The organism is Otoolea muris, assembly GCF_943193115.1.
GTDB lineage: Bacteria > Bacillota > Clostridia > Lachnospirales > Lachnospiraceae > Otoolea > Otoolea muris.
Genome location: NZ_CALPCY010000006.1, coordinates 40,523 through 63,769, shown reverse-complemented (window position 1 = coordinate 63,769; position 23,247 = coordinate 40,523). Strand labels below are relative to the sequence as shown.

Sequence of the window (23,247 nt, the reverse complement as noted above, 5' to 3'; positions counted from 1 at the left end):
TTCTATACTACAAACTTATGGAAGAAAAGTCAAGAGAGGATTGCGTGAACAGTAACAATTTTTGGGCGAGGAGATGACAGAGAATGAGAAAAGCAGCGTTCCACAATCTGGGATGTAAGGTAAATTCTTATGAGACAGAAGCGATGCAGCAGCTTCTGGAGGAAGCGGGGTATCGGATTGTCCCGTTCGGGGAAGAGGCGGATGTCTGTATTATTAATACCTGCTCGGTGACAAATGTGGCTGACAAGAAGTCGAGACAGATGCTGCACAGGGCAAAGAAACAAAATCCGGACGCTGTGGTGGTGGCGGCGGGCTGCTATGCGCAGGCGGCCGGGGAGGCGCTTTTTGAGGACAGCGCGGTGGATTTGGTGATCGGAAACAATAAAAAGAAGGATTTACCCGCGATTCTGGAGCGGTATTTTGCAGATCGCAGCCAGAACCGGGAGATTGCGGACATCAGCGGGGAGCGGGAGTATGAAAGGCTGCATATCAGCCGGGCCGCAGAGCACACGAGGGCTTTTATGAAGGTGCAGGATGGCTGCAACCAGTTCTGCAGCTACTGTATTATTCCGTATACCCGCGGACGGGTCAGGAGCAGGATGCTTTCGGAGGCTGTCCGGGAGGCAGAGGAGCTGGCGGCGGCCGGGTATAAGGAGATTGTGCTGACAGGGATCCACTTAAGCTCATATGGGACGGATCTGCATGCCTGCGGGAAGGGGGAGGAGCCGGCGGATTTGCTGAGCCTTGTCACGCGCCTGGATGAGATACCCGGAATTGAGAGAATCCGTCTGGGCTCTCTGGAGCCGCGTATCATCACCAGGGAATTCGCCGGAGCCCTGGCCTGCCTGCGGACGGTCTGCCCGCATTTCCACCTCTCTTTGCAGAGCGGCTGCGGGGCCACCTTAAAGAGGATGAACCGCCATTATACGCCGGAGGAATACAGGGAACGGTGCGGGATTTTACGGGAGGCATTTGAAAATCCGGCGATTACCACGGATGTGATCGCGGGCTTTCCGGGAGAGACCGAGGAGGAATTCCGGGAAACCATGGCCTTTGTGGAGGAAATTGGTTTTTACGAAATGCATGTGTTTAAATATTCCAAACGGGCCGGCACGCGTGCGGCCGGGATGGAAGGGCAGGTGCCGGAGCCGGTAAAGGCGCAGCGGAGCAACGAGCTGCTGGCGTTGGGCGGGCGGCTGTCCGGCGTTTACCGCAGAAGCTTTTTGGGGCGGGAAGAAGAAGTGCTCCTGGAAGAGGAGACGGCGCTGAACGGGAAAGCTTATATGGCGGGGCACACGCGGCAGTATGTAAAGGCAGCGGTTCCTTACCGCGAAGGGCTTAAAAATCAGACCGTCAGGGGGACTTTTAGCCATTTTCTGGACGGGGAAACCCTTTTTTTAGAGGAAAATGGCGGACGGTAATAAATTTTTGAAACAATGCCGGGATACGGTTCACAGGCAGTATTCCGCAAGGCGTTTTTGTGAGTGAAGAGCAAAGGAAGTCGCAAAAAACCCGGAACCATTTGGCAGAGATTGGGATTGACAAGGGAAAAGACATATGATAAAATGCTAACCAATTCACCGGTGTAAAGTGATAACAAAATAAACAGGCTTTAGGGATAACGAGGTCGTTATATGTGGATACGATCTCGTTTTTTTAAAACACAGGAGGAGGATGTATGAAAAAGAAAGTAATGTCTGTGCTGCTGGCAGCGGTTATGGCATGTTCCCTTGCCGCCGGGTGCGGCGGGAACAGCGGAAGCGCCCCGGAAGAAGATACAAAGGCAGCGTCAACGGATAAGACGCTGCGCATTACACAGTCGTCCGGCGGCGTGATCGATCCGGGGATTGAAGTGGACGCCACATCGTGCGTTGCCTATGTGAATTTATATGATTCCCTGGTGTACATCGATCTGGAGAACGAATCCAGGCCGCAGCTCGCAACGGACTGGGATGCCTCCGCGGACGGGCTCACATGGACCTTTCACTTAAGGGAAGACGCCAGATTCCACGACGGGACTGAAGTCCTGGCAAACGACGTTGTGTTTTCGATGGAACGTCTTCTCACGATGGGAGAAGGCTTTGCCTATCTGTTTGCAGGCTATGTGGACAGCGTGGAGGCAGCGGATGACCACACGGTAGTCTTTACCTTAAAGCAGCCGTTCGCCCCGTTTTTGTCGATTCTCCCGCGGCTTTATATACTGAATGAAGATCTGGTGACAGAGAATCTGGAGAGCGGCCAGTACGGTGAATACGGCGATTATGGGAAGGCGTATCTGGCGGAGCATGACGCGGGAAGCGGAGCGTATCAGCTAAGCGCGATTGAGACGGGATCGAGCTTTACCATGACCCGCTTTGATGATTACTATGAGGAGTGGGATCCGGACGCTCCAGAGACGGTAGAGGTGATAATGAATACGGAAGCGGCTGCCATAAGGACCATGATGAATAACGGAGAGCTTCACATCACGGATCAGTGGCAGACGAATGAGGCGTATGAGGCCCTTTCCCAGATTGAGGGGGTGGAGGTCGGAGATTTCACGAACGGCCAGATTCTTTATCTGATGCTGAATACCAAAAAGATTCCGACCGACGACGCGCATGTCCGGCGCGCGCTGGCCTTTATGCTGGATTACGATCAGATTTGCGGGACGCTGTTCCCGAATTACGGAAAAGTGAGCTCCTCGGTTCCGCAGAATGCATTCGGGTTCAGCGCGGAGGGATATGATTATACGTTTGATCTGGAGAAGGCAAAAGAAGAGTTAAAGCAGTCCGAATATTATGATCAGCTTATGAGCGGGGAAATCCATATCGAGGTGGAGTGGATTTCCGACGTGCCGGATGAAGAAAAGATCGCCCTCCTTCTCCAGTCCACAGCGGCCCAGCTCGGAGTGAAGGTGGATGTGACGAAGGTTCCGTGGGCGACGCATGTGGATAAATGCGGAAGCATTGAGACAACGCCCAACTGTGCGACCTGCTTTATGGCAGGAGATTACAGCGAGGCCGGCGCGTTCCTGTTTAAGCGGTTTTCTTCGGATACGGCCGGCACATGGCAGCAGTGCGAATGGCTTCAGGACGCGCAGCTTGACGCGATGATAAACGGCGCGCTCACAACGCTGGACGGGGAGGCGCGAAAAAAAGCTTACGCCGAGATTCAGAAAAAGGTAAATGAAGAATGCCTGGGCATCCCCATCGCGGAGCAGGCCGAGAAGCACGCGTATTTCAGCAATATTGAGATCCCCTGTATGGAGAGCGCTAAAAATGGCGGTTCTACGGCGCTGCCGCTGGGATATAATTTTATGTTTAAGGATTATCGGATCCATCCGCTTGCGGCGGGACAGCCGCAGTGAGAAAGTGACAGCCAGGGCTGTTGCGGATGAGGAGGTAAGGAGATTATGAAAAAGAAAATTTTATCGGTAATGCTCATTGCGGCGATGGCCGTAAGCTTTGCGGCCGGGTGCGGAAGCCGCGGCGGGGATGCGGCGGAAACAGCGCCCGGGACGGCGCCTGCGGGCGAAGGAGTGCTTCGGATTTCCCAGTCGTCCGGCGGAGCGCTGGATCCCGCGGTGGGCAGCGACTGCGCGTCCAGCATTGCCTATGTTAATCTGTATGATGCGCTGGCATATACGGATCTGAACAATGAATCGCAGCCGCAGCTCGCGGAAAAATGGGATATGTCCGAGGACGGCTCTGTATGGACGTTCCATTTAAGGAAGGATGCGAAATTCCACGACGGAAGCGGCGTCCTGGCCAGCGACGTTGTATTTTCCGCGAACCGCCTGCTGACAATGGGCGAAGGTTTTGCATATATGTTTGGGGATTATGTGGATACCGTCGAGGCCCCGGACGACTATACGGTCGTATTCCGCTTAAAAGAGCCGTTCGCGCCTTTTATCTCGATCGTTCCCAGGATCTATGTCCTGAATGAAGATCTGGTGATGGAGCATATTGAAGACGGGCAGTATGGGGAATACGGAGATTACGGGAAAGCGTATCTGGCGGAGCATGACGCCGGGAGCGGCGCGTATGAGCTTGCCTCGGTGGAAACCGGCTCCAGCTTTACCATGACGCAGTTTGCGGATTATTATGAGGAGTGGGACGAAAGCGCGCCGAAAAGCGTGGAGGTCATCATGAATACAGAGGCCGCGACGGTCCGCACCATGATGAATAACGGGGAGCTGCAGATTTCCGACCAGTGGCAGTCCAACGAGGCTTACGAGGCGCTGGCAAAGATCGACGGCGTTGAGGTCTGCAGCTATACGAACGGCCAGCTTCTGTACCTGATGATGAATACGAAAAAAGCCCCCACCGACGACGCGCATGTGCGGCGCGCGATCGGTTATATGCTGGATTATGAACAGATTTGTACCGCGCTGTTCCCGGGATATAAGATCCCTACGTCGAATGTATCTTCCAATGTGTTCGGCTACAGCACGGACGGCTTTGATTATACGTTCGATTTGGAAAAGGCGGAGGAAGAGCTGAAGCAGTCGGTATATTATGATCAGCTTAAGAGCGGGGAGCTGCACATTGAGGCGGAGTGGTGTTCCGACGTGCCGGATGAGGAGAAAATCGCTCTTCTTCTCCAGGCGACGGCTGCGCAGCTCGGGATTAAAGTGGATGTCATCAAAGTGCCCTGGGCGACCTTTATCGACAACTGCGGGAGCGTGGATACGACCCCCAATACGGGCGTGTGCTTTGTGCAGGGGGATTATGCGGAGGCAGGCGCATACCTGTTCCAGAGATACTCTTCCAACACGGCGGGCACATGGCAGCAGTGCGAGTGGCTTGAGGATGCAGAGCTTGACGCTGAGATTGCGGAGGCGCTGACCACTGTTGACAGGGACAAACGGGCAGAGAAGTATGCTGCGATCCAGAAGCAGGCGGCTGAGGAATGCTGGGGCATTACGGTGGCGGAGCAGGCGGAGAAGCATGCGTACTATTCCAATATTGAAATACCGTGCGTTAAGAATTCGGAAAGCGGCGGTTCCGTGGCGCTGCCGCTGGGATACAACTACATGTTTAAGGATTACCGGATCAAGTAAGGTTGCGGTTCCCCCCTGCCGGGCTGCGGCCGGGAACCAATGAAGGACCGTATCCGCCCCCCGGGCGGCGCGTTCCGGTCTGTGCTGGCCGGCAGTTTTGTTCATCACAGGCTGCCGGCAGGAAAGGATAACAAAACATGAACCTGAAAAAATTTATAATACATCGAATTTTGTTATCAATTGTCGTACTTTTTGGTCTGTCAATCGTGATTTTTACCATTGCGAGAATTGTACCGGGCGATCCGGCGAGGATGGCCCTAGGGGCGACGGCCACGCAGGAGGCTCTGGAGAATTTCCGGGCGGAGAATCACCTGAACGAGCCGCTCCCGGTTCAGTATGTGTACTGGCTGACCGGCGTCCTGTGCGGGGATTTTGGGAAATCGACGGTGACAAACCGCGCTGTTGCAAAGGATATCCTCCAGTTTCTTCCGGCGACCTTTGAGATTGTGATTTTTTCCACGATTTTAATGATTGCCGGAACGATCGGCATCGGAAAGCTGGCGGCAAAGCATAAAAATACGGCGATTGACGGTATTGTGCGGGTATTTTCCTATGCAGGCGTTGCGATGCCCGGGTTTGTGGTGGCGATTCTCCTGCTCCTGTTATTCGGCTATGTGTGGAAGATCATTCCGGTCTTTGGCCGGCTGAGCTTTGGGATAGACGCGCCGAAGCAGATTACGGGATTGTATGTGCTGGACGGACTTCTTACAGGAAAGCCGGCCGTATCCTGGAACGCCCTGTTACATATCCTGATACCGGCCGTGGCGCTGGCCCTTGGCGGTATGTTTCAGGACGCGAGGCTTTTGCGCAACGCGATGGTGGAGAATTCGTCAAAGGATTACCTGGCGGCCATGAAGGGCTATGGGGTGCCGGAAAAGCTGATCACGGATCGGTATCTTTTAAAGCCGTCCCTGATACCGGCCGTGTCCTGTATGGGCATGGATATCGCCGCCTTAATGGGAAACGCATTCCTGATTGAAACGATCTTTAGCTGGCCGGGCATTTCCAAATACGGGCTTACCGCCATGCTCTCTAAGGACTTAAACGCCATTTCCGGCGTTATTATGGTATTTGGCCTGGTTTTTGTCGTGGTAAATATTATTGTGGATATTATTGTGGCATACCTTGACCCCAGAATCCGGTTAGGGGGTGGAAATTGATGGCAGTAAACAGAGAAAAGGAACTGAAAAAGGCGCTTGCCATTGAGGCAAAACGGCCGGAAGTCCGGCCGGAGGCCGATTTAGAGAACCGCGGTTCCGAGAAGCTTAAGAAAGCCTGGTATAAATTTTCAAGAAACAAATTATCCGTGGCGGGCCTGGCGATCGTGATCCTTGTCATAGCCGCCGCTTTTCTGGCCCCGGTGATCACGCCGTATCCGGAGCATGCGGGGGCGTACACGGATTTTGCCAATTCGATGAAAGCGCCCTGCGCGAAGTACCTTCTGGGGACGGACAATATGGGCAGGGATATTCTTACCAGGCTCATCTATTCGTTCCGCGGCGCGCTGTATATGTCTGTGCTGGTGCTGGCCATTGCCGTGCCGGCGGGCTCCATCCTGGGAATGATTGCCGGTTATATGAAGGGAACCGTTGTGGATACGCTCATCATGCGTCTGACCGATATCTTCCTGTCCGTGCCGGCGATGATCCTTGCGCTGGCGGTCGCGTCGATCCTGGAGCCGAACCTGCGAAATTCCATGATAGCCGTGACGATTATGTGGTGGCCGTGGTACTGCCGCATCGTATACGGCACGGCGACTTCCTGCCGCCAGGAGAATTTTGTGATCGGGGCGGAACTGATGGGAGCGGGAAAGCTGCACATTATTTTTAAAGAAATTCTGCCAAACTGCCTGTCCTCAATTTTTACCAAGATGGCCCTGGACGTTGGCTGGGTTATCCTGATGGGGGCCACCTTAAGCTATGTGGGGCTTGGGGAGCAGCCGCCGACCCCGTCCCTTGGCCAGATGATTTCCGACGGGGCCAGATATATGCCGGACGGATGGTGGATGACGATCTTCCCGGCGCTTGCGATTGTGATCATTATCCTGGGATTCAATTTTATGGGCGACGGAGTCGGAGATATGCTGTCGAAGGGAGAGGGCAAGAATGAGTGATGAGAATGTAATCCTGGAAATAAAGGACTTAAAGCTCTGGTATAAGGTCTATAAAGGATATACCAAGGTGCTGGACGGCGTGAACTTAAGCGTAAGGAAGGGAGAAAAAGCCGGGATCGTGGGCGAAGCCGGGTGCGGAAAGACAACGACGGTCAAATCGATCCTCCAGATTATCCCGGAGAACCAATATCTGATCCCGGAGGGGGAGATCCTCTACAAGGGGAACGATATTCTGAAGATGAACGCAAAAGAGATGAACCGGATCCGCTCCGGGGAGATTTCCATGATTTACCAGGAGCCGGCGAATGCGCTGAATCCTGTATTTACGATTGGGCAGCAGATGACGGACGTGGTGAAATATTCGGAGCAGGGGAGAGGAAAGACAAAAGAGGAGCAACGGGAGATGGTCCTCCAGGCAATTAAGGATGTATTTATCCCGGATCCGGAGCGCATTTTTGATTATTACCCGAATCAGCTTTCCGGCGGGATGAAGCAGCGGATCTGTATTGCCATGGCGATCATGACGCAGAGGGATATGATGATCGCGGACGAACCGGGAACGGCCCTGGATGTTACGATTCAGGATCAGATTCACAAAACCTTAAACCGCCTGGTGGATGAGCGGAACATGTCCCTGATCATGATCACGCATTCCCTGGGCGTGGCGAGGGAGCTGACGGACAGCATCAACGTGATGTATGCGGGGACGGTGGTGGAGTCGGCCCCGACGGCGGAGGTGTTTAAGCATACGCTCCACCCGTATACGGCGGGCCTGATGGAAGCAGTCCCGAGGCTTGGCGGCGGAGGCATCCAGTCCGGCATCTACGGCGCGATCCCGGATTACCAGTATCCGCCAAAGGGCTGCCGTTTTGCGCCGCGCTGCGGCAGATGCAGCGAACGGTGCAAAAGCGCGAAGCCAGAGCTTCAGGATGTCGGAAACGGGCATAAGGTCGCCTGTTTTAACATATAGGAAGGAGGGATTGGATGTCAGAAGAGATTATTTTAAAGATCGATCATCTGAAGCAGTATTTTCCGGTCCATAAAAAGGATGAGAACGGGAACCCTCTTTTCGTGAAGGCAGTGGACGACGTCTCGCTTGATATAAAGCGGGGGGAGGTGATCGGCCTGGTCGGTGAAAGCGGATCCGGCAAAAGCACGATCGCGTATTCCGTGATCGGGATGTACCGGCCTACGGCGGGGACGCTTCTGTTTAAGGGACAGGATCTGAATGCGTCCGGAAAGAGAAGCCTTTCCATGAAAAAGGATATGCAGATCGTGTTTCAGGATCCGGGCTCGTCCATGAACCCGCATCAGACGATCAAAGAGATTCTGGAGCTTCCGCTGAAAATCCACGGCATCTGCAGGACAAAGGAGGAGAGGTTTAAAAAGATAAAGGAGCTTCTTGAGATGGTGGAGCTGCCGGAAAGCTACATGTGGAAGACGCCGGGAGCCATTGGGGGCGGTGAAAAGCAGATGGTGGCGATTGCGAGAGCGCTTGCCTGCGAGCCGGAATTCCTGATTCTGGATGAGCCGACCTCCTCCCTGGATGTCTCAATACAGGCCAAGATTATCAATATGCTTCTCCGCATCAGGAAGGAGAGAAACCTTACGTATCTCTTCATCACCCATGATCTGAGCCTGATGAGGAATATTGCGACCAGGGTTGCCATCCTCTATCTCGGGAAAGTGGCGGAGATTGCGCCGGCGGAAGAATTTTTCTACCGCCCGGAGCATCCCTATACGCGGATGCTGATTTCGTCCATTCCGGTTGTGTCTGAGGAAGAAGAGGCCCTAAAGCCTGACAAGATCGAGTCCCGGGGCGAGATTCCGTCTCCGGTGAACATTCCTCCGGGCTGCAGCTTCCATATGCGGTGCCCGTATGCAATGGACATCTGCAGCCGGGAGGATCCGGTGATGTTTTCTGTGGATGAAATCCATCGCGTGAGATGCCATCTGTGCGAGCAGAATATGGCCGGAAGGGCGGGGCTTACCCCCTGACCGCTTTTTGGTATGGCTGCAGGCAGCGGTTCCGATGGTCCGAACGGTTACGGTTATTGAAATAAAGGAGGCAGAATATGAGAGTAGCAACAGACATTGGCGGCACATTTACGGATATTGTATACATTGATGACAGCGGAAAGGTATGTGTGAATAAGAGCCATACGACGCCGCCGAACTTTGAACAGGGTGTGATCGATGTAATCGAAAAGTGCGATATTGATTCAAAGGCGGTGAAGGATCTGACGCATGGGACGACGGTCGTGATCAATGCCCTGACGGAGAGGAAGGGGGCCAAGACCGGCCTGATCACCACAAAGGGCTTCCGCGACATTATCGAGATCGGGCGCGGCAACCGGCCGGACTTATTTAACTTTAATTTTAAGAAGCCGCAGCCCTTTGTGCCCCGGTATCTGAGGCTGGAAGTGGAGGAGCGGCTGGATTATCAGGGCAATGAGCTGGTTCCCTTAAATGAGGAGGATGTAAGGGCCTGCGCAGAGGCGCTTAAGAAGGAAGGGGTGGAGGCCATTGCGATCGTGTTCCTTCATTCCTATGTAAACGCCGCGCATGAGAAGCAGGCCAAGGCGCTGGTGGAAGCGCTGTGCCCGGAGATCGCCGTGACGGCCTCCTACGAGGTGTCAAGGGAATGGAGAGAATATGAGCGGAGCACAACCGCAGTCCTCAATTCCTATGTAAAGCCCCTGGCAAAAACGTATATTGATAAATTATACAATAAGCTGGAGGAAATGGATATCCGCTGCCCGAAGTATATTATGCAGAGCAACGGCGGGACCACGACGTTTGAGGATGCAAAGGAAGTCCCGATCAACATGGTGGAATCCGGTCCGGTGGCGGGCATCTACGGATCGGCCATGCTGGGCGAAATGCTGGGCGAAGACAAGGTGATTGCCTTTGACATCGGCGGGACCACCGCGAAATGCTCCCTGGTTGACGGGGGCGAGGTGAAGACCACCACAGAATATAAGATCGAGAAAAACAATGTATTTCCCGGCTATCCCATCCGTGTGCCGGTTGTAGATATCGTGGAGATTGGCAATGGCGGCGGCTCGGTGGCCTGGATTGACAAGACGGGTTCGCTGCGCGTGGGCCCGCAGTCGGCCGGAGCGCTTCCCGGCCCGGTGGCGTACCAGAAGGGCGGCACGGAACCGACCACCACGGACGCCAATCTGGTGGTTGGAAGGCTGTCTCCCGGGAACTTTGATATGGACGTAGACATGGACAAGGTCAAATCCGCCATTGAGGAAAAGGTGGGGAAAGCCTATGGGATCGACGCGGAGGAAGCCGCGATGGGCATTATCCGCGTGGCAAATTCGAATATGCTCAACGCCCTGAAGCTGGTATCGGTCCGGAAAGGGTATGACCCCCGCGAGTTTGCGCTGGTGGCCTTCGGCGGCGGCGGCCCGATGCATGCGGCGGCTCTTGCAAAGGAGCTGAACATTAAAAAGGTGATTATCCCGCTGGCTGCCTCTGTATTTTCCGCATGGGGAATGCTGATGACGGATCTCCGCTCCGATGATATCCAGACCTACAATGTAAAGCTCACAAAGGACGCGGATCTGGACGCCGTGAATGCGGAGTGGGCAAAGCTGGAGGAAAAGGCATACGCTGACAACGCGAAGAAGGGCATCGGCAAAGAGGACGTCTATTTCCAGCATTATCTCGACATGCGCTACGAGGGGCAGGATCACACGGTCAAGGTGCGCGTGCCGAACGACGCGCTCACGGCGGAAAACGTCCGTGAATTCATCGAGTGCTTCCACAGGGAGCATTACCAGAATTATTCGTTCCGCCTGGACGACAGCGGGGTGGAGATCGTCAATATGCACCTCGCGTCCTTTGGAAAGATCGAGAAAACTCCGATCAAAGAGCTCGCTCCGCTCCCCTACAGCCTGGAGGAGGCGGTGAAGGAAGAGCGCCCGGTTATTTTTGAGGAAATCGGAAAGACAGCGACGAAAATCTATGACAGGGACAGGATGTCTGCCGGAATGGAGGTAGAGGGGCCGTGCATCATCGAGGAGGTCAGCGCCTCGACGGTCGTATATCCGGGCATGAAAGCGTCCATTGACAAATACGGCGATATCATCATCGAAACGGGGGTTTAGGACATGGGAAAGAAGAATGTAGATTTAATCACACTGGATATTATACGCGACTCGCTTCTCGCAATCGGGGAAGAGATGTTTATCGCAGTGGCAAGGACATCCAAGAGCCCAATCATTTATGAGTGCCTGGATTTTGCGTCGGGCATCACGGACAAGAACGGACGCCTGCTCACGCAGGGAAACGGCGCCTGCGGCTTTCTGGGCATGCTGACTTCCCTCGCGCATTCGGTGGTTGAGAAATATGCGAAAACCGGGAATCTCCATGAGGGGGACGTTATTATCTGTAATGATCCGTACGGCGGCGGCGGTTCACACCTGCAGGATGTGGGCCTGATTCTCCCGGTGTTTGTAAACAACGAAATCTTTGCCTATTGCGTCAATAAATGCCACTGGTCGGAGCTGGGCGGCAAGGATCCCGGCTATGCGGTGGATTCGACGGAGATCTACCAGGAAGGGCTGCAGTTTACGTGCCTGAAATTATTTGACCGCGGGCAGATAAACGAGACGCTGATTGATATTATCCGCGCCAATGTCCGCCTCCCGGAGATGTCGATCGGCGATATGTGGGCGCAGATATCGGGCCTGCGCACCGGGGAGAAGCGGATTCACGAGCTGTGCGAGAAATATAACACAGAGATCGTGGATATGGCCATTGACCGCCTGCTGGAGAGCAGCGCCGAATCCTCCAGAAGGCAGGTGGCGGCCCTGCCGGACGGCGTGTACACGAACGAGGGCTGGATGGATCGGTCGATTAACGGCGGCGGCCCCTTCCATATACAGGTGAAGATCACCATAGAGGGAGATCAGATGTACTGCGATTTCAGCGGCTGCGCGCCCCAGACGAACGCGCCGATTAACCTAGCGTATGACGGGCTGGTGTCCGCGATCCGCTCCATTTTCCTGGCGTGTACGGATCCGTCCCAGAATGTCAATGACGGGGTGTTTGAGAATCTCCACGTGACGGCGGACGAGGGAACCATCTTTAACGCGGTCCGTCCCGCGGCGGTTTCCTGCTATTATGAGTCCATGCAGTTTGCGCAGGATCTGATCTGGCAGGCCATGTCCCGGATTGTGGAAAAGGGAAAGCTGACGGCAGGCCATTTCCTGACGGTAGGCGCGTATTCCATCTCCGGAACGCATTCGGTGACAGGGGAAACCTTTGTGGATGTCGGCCCCACGCTCGGCGGATGGGGAGCCGGTTATGACCGCGACGGCGATTCGGCGCAGTTTTGCACCGGGGACGGCGAGACCTATAATATCCCGGCGGAGGTCCTGGAAGCAAAGTTTGGCTACCGGGTGACGGAATATTCCCTGAATACAACGGATGCGGGCGCCGGGGAGCACCGCGGCGGCTGCGGGATCATCCTTGGGCATGAAGCGCTGAATGACGGTATGACGTTTTCGGGGACATACGGAAGGTTCGATTATCCGGCCTGGGGATTTGACGGCGGTATGCCGGGCTCCCCGAACGGGTTTGATTTCATCCGCGCCGACGGGACGTATGTGCCGATCCGCGGGACCGGATCCAAGATTCCCATGGAAAAGGGCGATATTGTCCGCATGACGACCGGGGCGGGCGGGGGGTACGGCAACCCGCTTAAAAGGCCGGCCGGGAAGGTGGCCATGGACGTGAAAAACGGGTATGTAACCCTGGAAGGCGCGAAGAACATTTACGGGGTGATCGTAAATCCGGACACGTTTGCCGTGGAAGGGCTTACAGGCGAGAGGGACGCGCTTGGCCATGAGTAAGAAGAACCCGGTTGCAACGATTTTAATGGAAAATGGGGCGAAGATCGTGATTGAGCTTCTCCCGGAGGCCGCGCCGAATACGGTGAACAGCTTTCTGTATGCCGCGAAGCGGCGCGTATTTGACCATCATGCGATCGAGCGGATCGTCCCGGACAGTTGGATCGATATGAGCTACACAGGTTTTCGGAAAAAGGAGGGGCAGTACCTGATCCCCTATGAAAGCAGGCTTCACCCGGAGATTACGCCGCCTGACACAATATTCGGATGCGTGGCGATGGGAGGCTACGGAGAGCTGGGGCAGGCGGGCTGCGAGTTTTTCTTTCCGCTGCGGGACTGCCCGGAGCACAAGGGGATCTATCCCGTGTTCGGGAAAGTCCTGGAGGGGACGGAGGAAATCCTACGCCTCAAGGATGTAAGGACCAGGCCGGTGGAGGATTTTCCGTACGATGTGGCGGTTAATACCCCGGTTGAGCCCCAGGTGATACGGGAAGTTACGGTGGAAACCTTTGGCGAAGCATATCCGGATCCGGTATTTGTGGATATGGATGCGTCAGGGCTGCCTCTTACGTGGAAGAGATTCAGGGAAGGGAAACTGTGACGCCGCAGGCAGAGCGGGCCTGGTACATCATTGCGTAAATTCAAACTATAGATATGCAATCCCCGGTTGTATGCAGATACGATCGGGGATTATTTCGCGGAAAAATTTTACTTGCCGAATACCACATTTTGGAGTAGAATAGAAAAGAATAGTTAAAAGGACGTGAATAAGATCATGGGCGATATCAGTAATACACAATATTTTAGGGCGGTACAGGAGAAAAAGCTGGACGTGCGCGAGGTTCTGGAGGACGTTTATTTCGCTCTGACTGAAAAGGGGTACAATCCCATCAATCAAATCGTGGGATACATTATGTCCGGAGATCCGACCTACATTACCAGCCATAAGAGTGCAAGAAGCCTGATCATGAAGGTGGAGCGTGACGAGATTCTGGAAGAACTGATGAAGGTCTATGTCGAGACAAGACTGAAGTGAGCCAGCAAACCCGCGCGCGTCCGCTTTGCGGCGCCAGCCCGGTATCAGACAGAAGGGAAAAGGATAAGCGCCGCTGTCCGCAGACAGGATTTGCCGGGCGGCGGCGTAAGAGCTATACAGATGGGGAGAAGGCAGTTGGCAGTATGCCAGCTTGTTTTTTAATGGGTAAAATAAGAAATGAAAACAAGAGTATTAGGACTTGATTTTGGTTCAAGGACCACGGGCGTGGCGGTCAGCGATCCGCTTGGCGTGACGGCCCAGGGCCTGGAGACGATCGTGCGAAAGGATGAGAACAAGCTGCGCCGCACCTGCGCGCGGATTGAGGAGCTGATTCGGGAATACAAGATTGAAACTATTGTTTTAGGGTATCCTAAAAATATGAATAATACGCTGGGCGAGCGGGTGAAAATGACGGAGAGCTTCAAGGCCATGTTAGAGCGCCGCACGGGCCTTCCTGTGATCTTATGGGACGAGCGTCTGACAACGGCTGCCGCCGAGGCGGTTCTTAAGGAGAGCGGCGTGCGCCGCGAGAACCGCAAGGCGGTGATTGATAAAGTGGCGGCCTCCCTGATTCTTCAGGGCTATCTGGATCGGCAGTCTATGCCGGATAAGGATCCGGATGAGCGCGGGGGCGCGGATGGAAAGGAAGAATGCGATGAGTCATCTTGATGATATGTTAAATGAAGTAAACGATATGGAAAACAGCATTGTGTTAAAGACAGACGACGGCGAGGAGCTGCGCCTTTATGTGCTGGAACAGACGCAGATCAACGGGGAGAGCTATCTTTTGGCGGCTGATTCAAAGGATGAGGACGGCGAGTGCTATCTTTTAAGAGATACGTCAGGCCCGGAGGATCCGGAAGCCTCTTATGAATTCGTGGACGAGGACGGGGAGCTGGAATATATGTCGCGGATTTTTGAAGAGCTGATGGGCGATCTGGGAGTGGCGATCGAGAAATAAGTATATGAATAAGGCGGCGGGAGGACGACTCCGGAACCGCCGGAAAAAGAACGTGAAATTCTTAACGGAGGTGCAGATTGAAACAGGAAAACAAACAAAATAAGGTGAAGATCATCCCCCTGGGAGGGCTGGAGCAGATCGGCATGAACATGACTGCCTTTGAATACGAAGACAGTATTATTGTCGTGGACTGCGGGCTGGCGTTTCCGGGCGACGATATGCTGGGGATTGATCTCGTGATTCCGGACGTGACCTATTTAAAAAATAATCTTGATAAGGTAAAGGGCTTTGTGATCACGCACGGACATGAGGATCACATCGGCGCTCTGCCGTATGTGCTCAAGGATGTCCCGGCGCCGGTTTACGGCACCAAGCTGACCATCGGCCTGATTGAAAACAAATTAAAGGAACACAATATGATGAAGACGGTCCGCCGCAAGGTGGTGCGGCACGGGCAGTCGATCAACTTAGGGTGTTTCCGCATTGAATTTGTGAAGACAAACCACAGTATCGCCGACGCATCGGCCCTGGCGATCTTTACGCCGGCCGGGATTATTGTCCACACAGGCGATTTCAAGATCGATTACACACCGGTATTCGGCGAGCCGGCGGATCTGCAGCGCTTTGCAGAGCTGGGGAAAAAGGGCGTGCTGGCTCTGATGTGCGACAGCACCAACGCGATCCGGCCGGGATTTACGATGTCGGAACGCACGGTGGGGCGCACGTTTGACTCGATTTTTGCAGAGCATAAGAATAACCGCATCATTGTGGCCACGTTTGCCTCGAATGTGGACCGCGTGCAGCAGATCATCAGCTCCGCGTACAAGTACGGCCGCAAGGTCGTGGTGGAAGGCCGCAGCATGGTGAACGTGATCGGAACGGCCAGCGAGCTGGGCTATATCAACATTCCGGAGAACACGCTGATTGATATTGAGCAGCTTAAGAATTATAATAAAGAGGACACGGTTCTCATCACGACCGGAAGCCAGGGAGAGTCCATGGCCGCCCTGTCGCGGATGGCGGCGAGCCTTCACAAAAAGGTGTCCATCATGCCGGGCGATGTGGTGATTTTAAGCTCCACGCCGATTCCCGGCAATGAAAAGGCGGTTTCCAAGGTAATCAACGAGCTCTCCATGCAGGGGGCCGAGGTGATCACGCAGGATACGCATGTTTCAGGACATGCCTGCCAGGAGGAGATCAAGCTGATGTACTCCCTGATCCGCCCGAAATTCTCGATTCCGGTTCACGGGGAATACCGCCATCTGATGGCTCAGAAGGGACTGGCTGAGTCCATGGGGATCCCGAAGGAGAATGTCATTATCATGTCCTCAGGCGATGTGGTGGAGATAAACGCCGACGGCTATAAGGTGACGGATCATGTGCCGGCCGGGGGTATTCTGGTGGACGGCTTAGGGATCGGGGACGTGGGGAATATCGTACTGCGCGACCGCCAGAACCTGGCCCAGAACGGGATCATTATCGTGGTGCTGACGCTGGAAAAATACAGCAACCAGCTCTTAGCCGGCCCGGATATTGTTTCCAGGGGTTTTGTGTATGTGCGCGAGTCCGAGGATCTGATGGAGGAAGCGCAGAGAGTTGTGGACGACGCGATCCAGGGCTGTCTGAAACGGCGTGTGAACGACTGGGGAAAGATTAAGAATATTATCCGGGACAGCTTAAGCGATTTTTTGTGGAAAAAGATGAAGAGGAATCCCATGATCCTGCCGATTATCATGGAGGTGTAGGCATATATGAGCCGTACAACGCGTGACATTAACCGGATTACAACGGCTATTATTGGCATTTCGGCCAGGCTTATCGTGTTTGCCGCTGTGTTTGTGCTGATGTACGAGGGGGCGACAAAGGGCTATCAGTTTGGCCATGCGATCTTTGCGCCGGAGGCGGTGGACGCAGAGCCGGGTATTGTGAAGGAGATTGTGATAACAGAGGGGGAGTCCTTAAGCGATGTGGCAAAGAAGCTTGAAGAGGAAGGTCTGATATCTGACCGCTTTGCCATGATGGTACAGGCAAAGTTTTATGAGTATGAGGTGCGCCCCGGCGCCTATGAGCTGAGTACATCCATGACTTCAAAGGAGATGCTCAAGCTGATCGACGCGGCGAAGGCAAAGGACGAAGACGGGGAGTAAGCGGCATTTACAACACGGAGAGCATATGATAGTTAACGACAGGATTACATCGTATATCCATTCCCTTGACAGCGGGAACGGGAGCCTGTGCGATGCGATCGAGGAGGAGGCCGCGCTTTTGCGCATCCCGGTTATCCGCCGGGAGACAGCGGCATTTTTAAAGACCCTGGTGGCGCTTAAGCGGCCGGGGGCGATTCTGGAGGTGGGGACCGCGGTGGGCTATTCGGCGCTCCTGATGTGCCGGGCGATGCCAGAGGACTGCCACATCACGACCATTGAAAAGTACGAAAAGCGCATACCGGCTGCAAAGGAAAATTTTAAAAGGGCGGGAGAGGAGAAGCGTATCACTCTTGTGGAGGGCGACGCGGGCGAGGCGCTTTACACACTTTCCGGCCCTTATGATTTTATCTTCATGGACGCGGCCAAGGGGCAGTATCCGGGCTGGCTTGACCGGCTGCTCTTTTTGCTTTCCGACGGAGGCGTGCTGGTATCGGACAATATCTTCCAGGACGGCGATATCATCGAATCCCGTTACGCGGTGGAGCGCCGGAACCGGACGATCCATGCCCGGATGCGGGACTATCTGTACCGCCTGACGCATATGGAGGAGCTTGAGACATCGCTTGTCCCCATTGGGGACGGCGTGGCGGTGAGCGTGAAAAAGGAGAGGGTGAAAGCATGAGGAAACGGGAGCTTCTGATTCCGGCCGGGGGCCCGGACACGTTAAAGGCGGCCGTGATCTACGGGGCCGACGCGGTATATTTGGGAGGCGGTGCGTTCGGGCTGCGCGCCAAGGCCCGCAATTTTACGAACAAGGAGCTTCGGGAAGGGATCGCGTTTGCCCATGCGCATGGCGTGAGAGTCTATATCACAGCCAATATTCTGGCGCACAATGACGATCTTCCGGGCGTAGAGGCGTATTTTGAGGAATTAAAGGAGATCGGCCCGGATGCGCTGATCATCTCCGATCCGGGCGTCTTTGCCATCGCGAAGCGGATCCTGCCGGAGATGGAGATCCATATCAGCACCCAGGCGAACAATACGAATTACGGGACATACCGGTTCTGGTACGGGCTGGGCGCGAAGCGCGTGGTGTCCGCCAGGGAGCTTTCCTTAAAAGAGATCCGTGAGATCCGTGAGAATATCCCGGAGGATATGGAGATCGAGAGCTTCATCCACGGGGCGATGTGCATTTCCTATTCCGGGCGCTGCCTGCTCAGCAACTACCTTACGGGAAGAGATGCGAACCAGGGCTCATGTACGCATCCCTGCCGCTGGAACTATGCGGTTGTGGAGGAGACAAGGCCCGGCGAGTATATGCCGGTCTATGAGAATGAGCGGGGAACCTTCCTGTTTAATTCTAAGGATCTGTGCATGATTGAGCATATCCCGGAGATGATGGAGGCCGGCATTGACAGCTTTAAGATCGAGGGCCGGATGAAAGGCGCGCTCTATGTGGCGACGGTGGCGCGCGCGTACAGGAGGGCCATTGATGATTATCTGGAGAGCCCTGAGAAATACAGGGCGGGCCTTGAGTGGTACCGGGAGGAGATCGGCAAATGTACGTACCGCGAGTTTACGACGGGCTTCTATTTTGATAAGCCGGGCGCAGAGGCTCAGATTTACGGAAACAGCACATATGTAAAAAATTACACATATCTGGGTATGATAGAAGAGGTAAGGGCAGACGGCCTTGTGCGGATACGCCAGAAAAATAAGTTCTGCGCAGGCGGGACGGCGGAGGTGATGAAGCCGGACGGGCGGAATCTGCCGGTCACGGTCCGCGCTCTGTACGACGGGGACGGGAACGCCGTTCCTGACGCGCCCCATGCCGGGCAGGTTTTATGGGTGGATCTGGGGCCGGGGCCGGATGTAAATGACATCATCCGCAGACAGGAGGCGGCGTCGGGCGCGCAGGCGGGCTAAAACGCCGGCATATGCCGCGGGACGTTCTATGGTGCGGTAACTATTCCGGGAGCACATCATACAAAGGAGGAGAAGCATGACCTGGATATTGGAGGGCGCGGCCCTGTTCTGTGTGGTTTATTATGTGATCCTGACGGTATATGCGGGCTTTTCCGTTTCGTTCTCCCTGTTCTGGCCGGCGCTGGCCGCTGTGTTTATCCTTCTGGCCGCGGGGCTGCATTTCCTGCGCCGCCATGAGGGGCGCGCGCCGTCCTGGGTCTTTGTCTCGGCTGCCACGGCCCTCCTGGCGGGCTTTGTGATTTTTGCTGTGACCGAGGCGCTTATTGCCTTTCATGCCCTCACGGCGACAAGGCAGGCCGCGGATTATGTGATCGTGCTGGGGGCCCGGGTGAAGGACCGCGAAATCAGCCGTTCCCTGAAACGGCGGCTTGACAGGGCTGTGGAATACGCGGAGGCGAACCCGAACACGATTCTGGTGCTTTCAGGAGGCCAGGGAAAGGATGAGCCGGTGAGCGAGGCCAGGGCCATGTATGAGTATCTGGAGTATAACGGCGTCGCGCCGGAGCGGCTGCTTCTGGAGGATCAGTCTTCCAACACGGCGCAGAATATCACCTTCAGCCGCAAGGTGATTGAGCGCCAGGAATTTTATAAGGCGCAGTCCGCGCAGGCCCGTCTGCAGGAATACTATCAGGAGCGCTCTGAGGAGGATCCGGTGCGGATCGCGGTGCTGACAAGCGATTACCACCTCTTCCGAGCCAAATCCATTGCCAGGAAGCAGGGCTTGTCCGCTGTGACGGGCATCGCGGCCCCGGGCGATCCGGTGCTCGCCATCCACATGTGGGTGCGGGAGTGCTTTGCTGTGCTGAAGGATAAATTTATGGGCAGGATGTAGGCGGACCATTCCTTACTGTATGCGCCGGAAAGTGCGAAGCGGCGCGGCGGCCAGAGCATACAGTAATATAAATTGTATATGGAAAAGGAAGATGAGAATGACAGTAAAGGATTTAAACAGCTATCAGATACTGGAAGAACGGACGGTAAAGGAGCTTGGCTCAAAGGGAACCGTTCTGGAGCACAAAAAGACCGGAGCCAGGATATTTCTCCTCTCAAATGACGACGAGAACAAGGTCTTCTGTATAGGCTTCCGCACGCCGCCTTCGGACAGCACGGGGGTTCCCCATATTTTGGAGCACAGCGTATTATGCGGCTCTGACAAATTTCCGGTCAAGGATCCCTTTGTGGAGCTGGTGAAGGGCTCTCTGAATACCTTTTTAAATGCCATGACGTATCCGGATAAGACCGTGTACCCCGTGGCGAGCTGCAATGACAAAGACTTCCAGAACCTGATGGATGTCTACATGGACGCGGTGCTGCACCCGGCTATCTATAAGGAAGAAAAGATCTTTCTGCAGGAGGGCTGGCACTATGAGCTGGAGTCCGAGGACGGCCCTGTGACGTACAACGGCGTGGTGTATAATGAGATGAAGGGCGCGTTTTCCTCCCCGGAGAGCGTCCTGGATCGCTATACGAGGAACGTGCTGTTCCCGGACACCTGCTATGCGCACGAGTCGGGCGGCGCGCCGGACGATATCCCGTCCCTGACATACGAAGCCTTTCTGAATTTCCACAAAACCTACTATCATCCGTCCAACAGCTTTATTTACCTGTACGGAAATATGGATATGGCGGAAAAGCTTGACTGGCTGGACAGAGAATATCTCTCCCGCTATGACCGCCAGCCGGTGGACTCGGCGATCGCGTCGCAGGAGGCGTTCGCCTCCCCGGTGGAAAAGGAGATTTTCTATCCCATTACCGACGCGGAGAGTGAGGAGCAGGCGACCTATTTATCTGTCAATACCGTGGTCGGAGACGATCTGGACCCGGCGCTCTATATGGCGTTCCAGATCCTGGAATATGTCCTGATCGACGCGCCGGGCGCGCCCTTAAAGGAGGCGCTTATTGGGGCCGGGATCGGCCAGGATATCATGGGCGGATATGAAAACGGCATCCTGCAGCCCTATTTCTCCGTGATCGCCAAAAATGCCTCAAAGGAACAAAAAGGCGAGTTTCTGGCGGTGGTGAAGGGAACCCTGCGCAGGCTCGCGGATCAGGGGATCGGCGAAAAGACGCTCCTGGCCGGAATCAATTACTATGAATTCCGCTACCGTGAGGCGGACTTCGGAAATGCGCCCAAGGGCCTGATGTACGGCCTCCAGTGCCTGGATAGCTGGCTTTACGACGGCGATCCCTTTATGCACCTCGCATATGAGGACACCTTTGCCTTTTTAAAGAAGGGCGTAAAGGAGGGCTGGTTTGAGGGGCTCTTAAAGAAATACCTGCTGGATAACCCCTTTGAGGCCGTGATACTGGTGAGCCCGGAAAAGAATTTAACGGCAAAAGAGGAGGAAAAGCTCAGGATAAAGCTTGAGGCGTATAAAAACTCCCTCGCGAAGGAGGAGCGACGCGCCCTGATTGAGAGGACAGAGGCGCTCAAGGAATATCAGGATACGCCGTCCCCGAAGGAGGATCTGGAGAAGATTCCCCTGCTGTGCAGAGAGGACATAAAGCCGGATCCGGAGCCGCTGATCCTTGAAGAGCGCGTGATAGACGGGACAACGGCGCTGTGCCATCCCATGAACACCTCAGGGATCGGCTATTTAAAGGTGATGTTTTACACAGACCGGGTTCCGTCAGAGGATCTGCCGTATGTGGGGCTCTTAAAATCCGTGCTGGGCTATGTGAACACTACAAAACACACCTACAGCGATCTGTCGAATGAGATCAACTTAAACAGCGGCGGCATCAGCTTAAATGTGACAGCCTATCCGGACGCGCAGTCCCCGGAGCGCTTTACAGGCGTGTTCAACGCGAGCGCCAGAGTGCTCTATGACAAGCTGGATTTCGGCTTTTCAGCGATCGCGGAGATCCTCCTGGACTCTGTGTTAGACGACGCGAAGCGCCTCGGCGAAATCCTGGCCGAGATGAAGTCGCGCAGCCAGATGAAGCTGAATTCCGCGGGCCACTCGGCGGCCATGATCCGCAGCCTGTCGTATTTTTCGCCGGTTTACAGCTTCCACGATCAGACAGGGGGCATTGCGTATTACCATTTCCTTGAGGACATGGCCAGACACTTTGAGGAGAAGAAAGACACCCTGACAGATAAGCTTAAGGAAACGGCAAAGCGGCTGTTTACGGCTGAAAACATGGTGATCAGCTATACGGCCGACGAGGAAGGGCTAAAGAGTCTTGAAGGCAGCCTTGCGCTGTTAAAGGACCGCCTGCCCGCAGGGGACGGAACGACATATCCCTTTGCGTTTGAAAAGAAGAACAGGAACGAGGGCTTTATAACCTCGTCCCAGGTCAACTATGTGGCGCGCAGCGGAAGCGTCTTTAAGAAGGGGCAATCGTACACCGGGGCGCTGCGCATCCTGAAGGTGATCCTGGGCTATGATTACCTGTGGCTGAACGTCCGGGTCAAGGGCGGCGCGTACGGGGTCATGAACGGCGTGGGCCGTTTTGGCGACGGGTATTTTGTATCCTACCGCGATCCGAAGCTTCAGGAAACGGCGCAGGTTTACGAGGGAGTGCCGGCGTACATTGAGAGCTTTGACGCGGATGAGCGCGATATGACCAAGTATGTGATCGGCACGATCAGCGATCTCGACGCCCCGCTGCTCCCGCCCTACAAGGGGGCAAAGGCCGATTCCGCGTGGTTCTCGCATGTCACGGACGAGATGTTTGAGCAGGAGCGGCGCGAGATCCTGACCGCAGGGCCGGAGGATATACGGGCGCTTGCGGGGATTGTGCGCGAGGTTCTGTCAGAGGGGAGTCTGTGCGTGATTGGGAATGCGGAATGTATTCGGAAGTGTGAGGGGATGTTTGGGGAGATTAAAAATTTGTTTCAGATGTAGATAACGTTTGATATTTAAGAATCTTGGGTCGGAGTGTATGAGGGCCGTGCTTTGGCGTGAGGGGGCAGCCATCGTCAGGTTCTATATCCATAAGGAACCCGTAGAAAACCGCCGGCGCTTAGCGGGGTCTTTTCAAGCTTAGCGTCCGCTGCGCTTTTCTCCGGGCGGGAGCGGGGTTCCGTTGGATATAAAGCCTGACGCTGGCGGCCCCCTCACGACAAACCAAAGTGGCCAATTATTTC

Annotated in this window: 19 protein-coding genes; all 19 read left to right on the top strand. The window is 54.9% G+C overall.

What is annotated here, in order from left to right; translation table 11 throughout:
* Positions 1 to 83 precede the first annotated feature (83 nt).
* The 19 genes from mtaB to NFS31_RS05765 all read left to right on the top strand — a co-directional run bounded on the left by mtaB (position 84) and on the right by NFS31_RS05765 (position 23,005).
* Positions 84 to 1,421, top strand: coding sequence for a tRNA (N(6)-L-threonylcarbamoyladenosine(37)-C(2))-methylthiotransferase MtaB (gene mtaB, locus NFS31_RS05855; protein ID WP_251492550.1), 1,338 nt, complete (start codon positions 84 to 86; stop codon positions 1,419 to 1,421).
* A gap of 257 nt (positions 1,422 to 1,678) precedes the next feature.
* Positions 1,679 to 3,349, top strand: coding sequence for an ABC transporter substrate-binding protein (locus NFS31_RS05850; RefSeq protein WP_251492548.1), 1,671 nt, complete (start codon positions 1,679 to 1,681; stop codon positions 3,347 to 3,349).
* A gap of 45 nt (positions 3,350 to 3,394) precedes the next feature.
* Positions 3,395 to 5,044, top strand: coding sequence for an ABC transporter substrate-binding protein (locus tag NFS31_RS05845; RefSeq protein ID WP_251492546.1), 1,650 nt, complete (start codon positions 3,395 to 3,397; stop codon positions 5,042 to 5,044).
* Between the two features lie 137 nt (positions 5,045 to 5,181).
* Positions 5,182 to 6,204, top strand: a complete 1,023-nt coding sequence (locus NFS31_RS05840; RefSeq protein ID WP_251492544.1) for an ABC transporter permease — start codon at positions 5,182 to 5,184, stop codon at positions 6,202 to 6,204.
* Positions 6,204 to 7,157, top strand: coding sequence for an ABC transporter permease (locus NFS31_RS05835; RefSeq protein WP_251492542.1), 954 nt, complete (start codon positions 6,204 to 6,206; stop codon positions 7,155 to 7,157). The genes NFS31_RS05840 and NFS31_RS05835 overlap by 1 nt, the downstream gene beginning before the upstream one ends.
* Entirely contained in the window at positions 7,150 to 8,127 is a 978-nt protein-coding gene (locus NFS31_RS05830) for an ABC transporter ATP-binding protein (protein WP_251492539.1), read from the top strand. The genes NFS31_RS05835 and NFS31_RS05830 overlap by 8 nt, the downstream gene beginning before the upstream one ends.
* 14 nt (positions 8,128 to 8,141) lie before the next feature.
* Positions 8,142 to 9,155, top strand: coding sequence for an ABC transporter ATP-binding protein (locus NFS31_RS05825; RefSeq protein ID WP_251492537.1), 1,014 nt, complete (start codon positions 8,142 to 8,144; stop codon positions 9,153 to 9,155).
* Positions 9,156 to 9,232: 77 nt separating this feature from the next.
* Positions 9,233 to 11,278: a hydantoinase/oxoprolinase family protein gene (locus NFS31_RS05820; protein WP_251492534.1), complete on the top strand. Its 2,046-nt coding sequence runs from the start codon at positions 9,233 to 9,235 to the stop codon at positions 11,276 to 11,278.
* A 3-nt stretch (positions 11,279 to 11,281) separates the two neighbouring features.
* The gene (locus NFS31_RS05815; RefSeq protein WP_251492532.1) at positions 11,282 to 13,027 is read left to right on the top strand and encodes a hydantoinase B/oxoprolinase family protein; all 1,746 of its coding nucleotides are present in this window, start codon (positions 11,282 to 11,284) and stop codon (positions 13,025 to 13,027) included.
* Complete coding sequence (locus NFS31_RS05810) at positions 13,020 to 13,625, top strand: peptidylprolyl isomerase (protein WP_251492530.1); 606 nt, start codon at positions 13,020 to 13,022, stop codon at positions 13,623 to 13,625. The genes NFS31_RS05815 and NFS31_RS05810 overlap by 8 nt, the downstream gene beginning before the upstream one ends.
* A 174-nt stretch (positions 13,626 to 13,799) precedes the next feature.
* A complete protein-coding gene (locus NFS31_RS05805) occupies positions 13,800 to 14,060 on the top strand; it encodes an IreB family regulatory phosphoprotein (protein WP_251492528.1) in 261 nt (86 codons plus the stop codon).
* 177 nt (positions 14,061 to 14,237) lie between these two features.
* Positions 14,238 to 14,729, top strand: a complete 492-nt coding sequence (gene ruvX / locus NFS31_RS05800; protein WP_251492526.1) for a Holliday junction resolvase RuvX — start codon at positions 14,238 to 14,240, stop codon at positions 14,727 to 14,729.
* The gene (locus NFS31_RS05795; RefSeq protein WP_251492525.1) at positions 14,716 to 15,021 is read left to right on the top strand and encodes a DUF1292 domain-containing protein; all 306 of its coding nucleotides are present in this window, start codon (positions 14,716 to 14,718) and stop codon (positions 15,019 to 15,021) included. The genes ruvX and NFS31_RS05795 overlap by 14 nt, the downstream gene beginning before the upstream one ends.
* Positions 15,022 to 15,098: 77 nt before the next feature.
* The gene (locus NFS31_RS05790) at positions 15,099 to 16,766 is read left to right on the top strand and encodes a ribonuclease J (RefSeq protein WP_251492523.1); all 1,668 of its coding nucleotides are present in this window, start codon (positions 15,099 to 15,101) and stop codon (positions 16,764 to 16,766) included.
* Between the two features lie 6 nt (positions 16,767 to 16,772).
* Complete coding sequence (locus NFS31_RS05785) at positions 16,773 to 17,168, top strand: endolytic transglycosylase MltG (protein ID WP_251492521.1); 396 nt, start codon at positions 16,773 to 16,775, stop codon at positions 17,166 to 17,168.
* A 25-nt stretch (positions 17,169 to 17,193) separates the two neighbouring features.
* Entirely contained in the window at positions 17,194 to 17,850 is a 657-nt protein-coding gene (locus tag NFS31_RS05780; protein WP_251492519.1) for an O-methyltransferase, read from the top strand.
* Complete coding sequence (locus NFS31_RS05775) at positions 17,847 to 19,094, top strand: peptidase U32 family protein (protein WP_251492517.1); 1,248 nt, start codon at positions 17,847 to 17,849, stop codon at positions 19,092 to 19,094. The genes NFS31_RS05780 and NFS31_RS05775 overlap by 4 nt, the downstream gene beginning before the upstream one ends.
* 76 nt (positions 19,095 to 19,170) lie before the next feature.
* The gene (locus tag NFS31_RS05770) at positions 19,171 to 19,986 is read left to right on the top strand and encodes a YdcF family protein (protein WP_251492515.1); all 816 of its coding nucleotides are present in this window, start codon (positions 19,171 to 19,173) and stop codon (positions 19,984 to 19,986) included.
* Between the two features lie 91 nt (positions 19,987 to 20,077).
* Positions 20,078 to 23,005 carry an insulinase family protein gene (locus tag NFS31_RS05765; protein WP_251492514.1) on the top strand — a complete coding sequence of 976 codons (2,928 nt, stop codon included), beginning with the start codon at positions 20,078 to 20,080 and terminating at the stop codon, positions 23,003 to 23,005.
* The last annotated feature ends 242 nt before the right edge of the window (positions 23,006 to 23,247 follow it).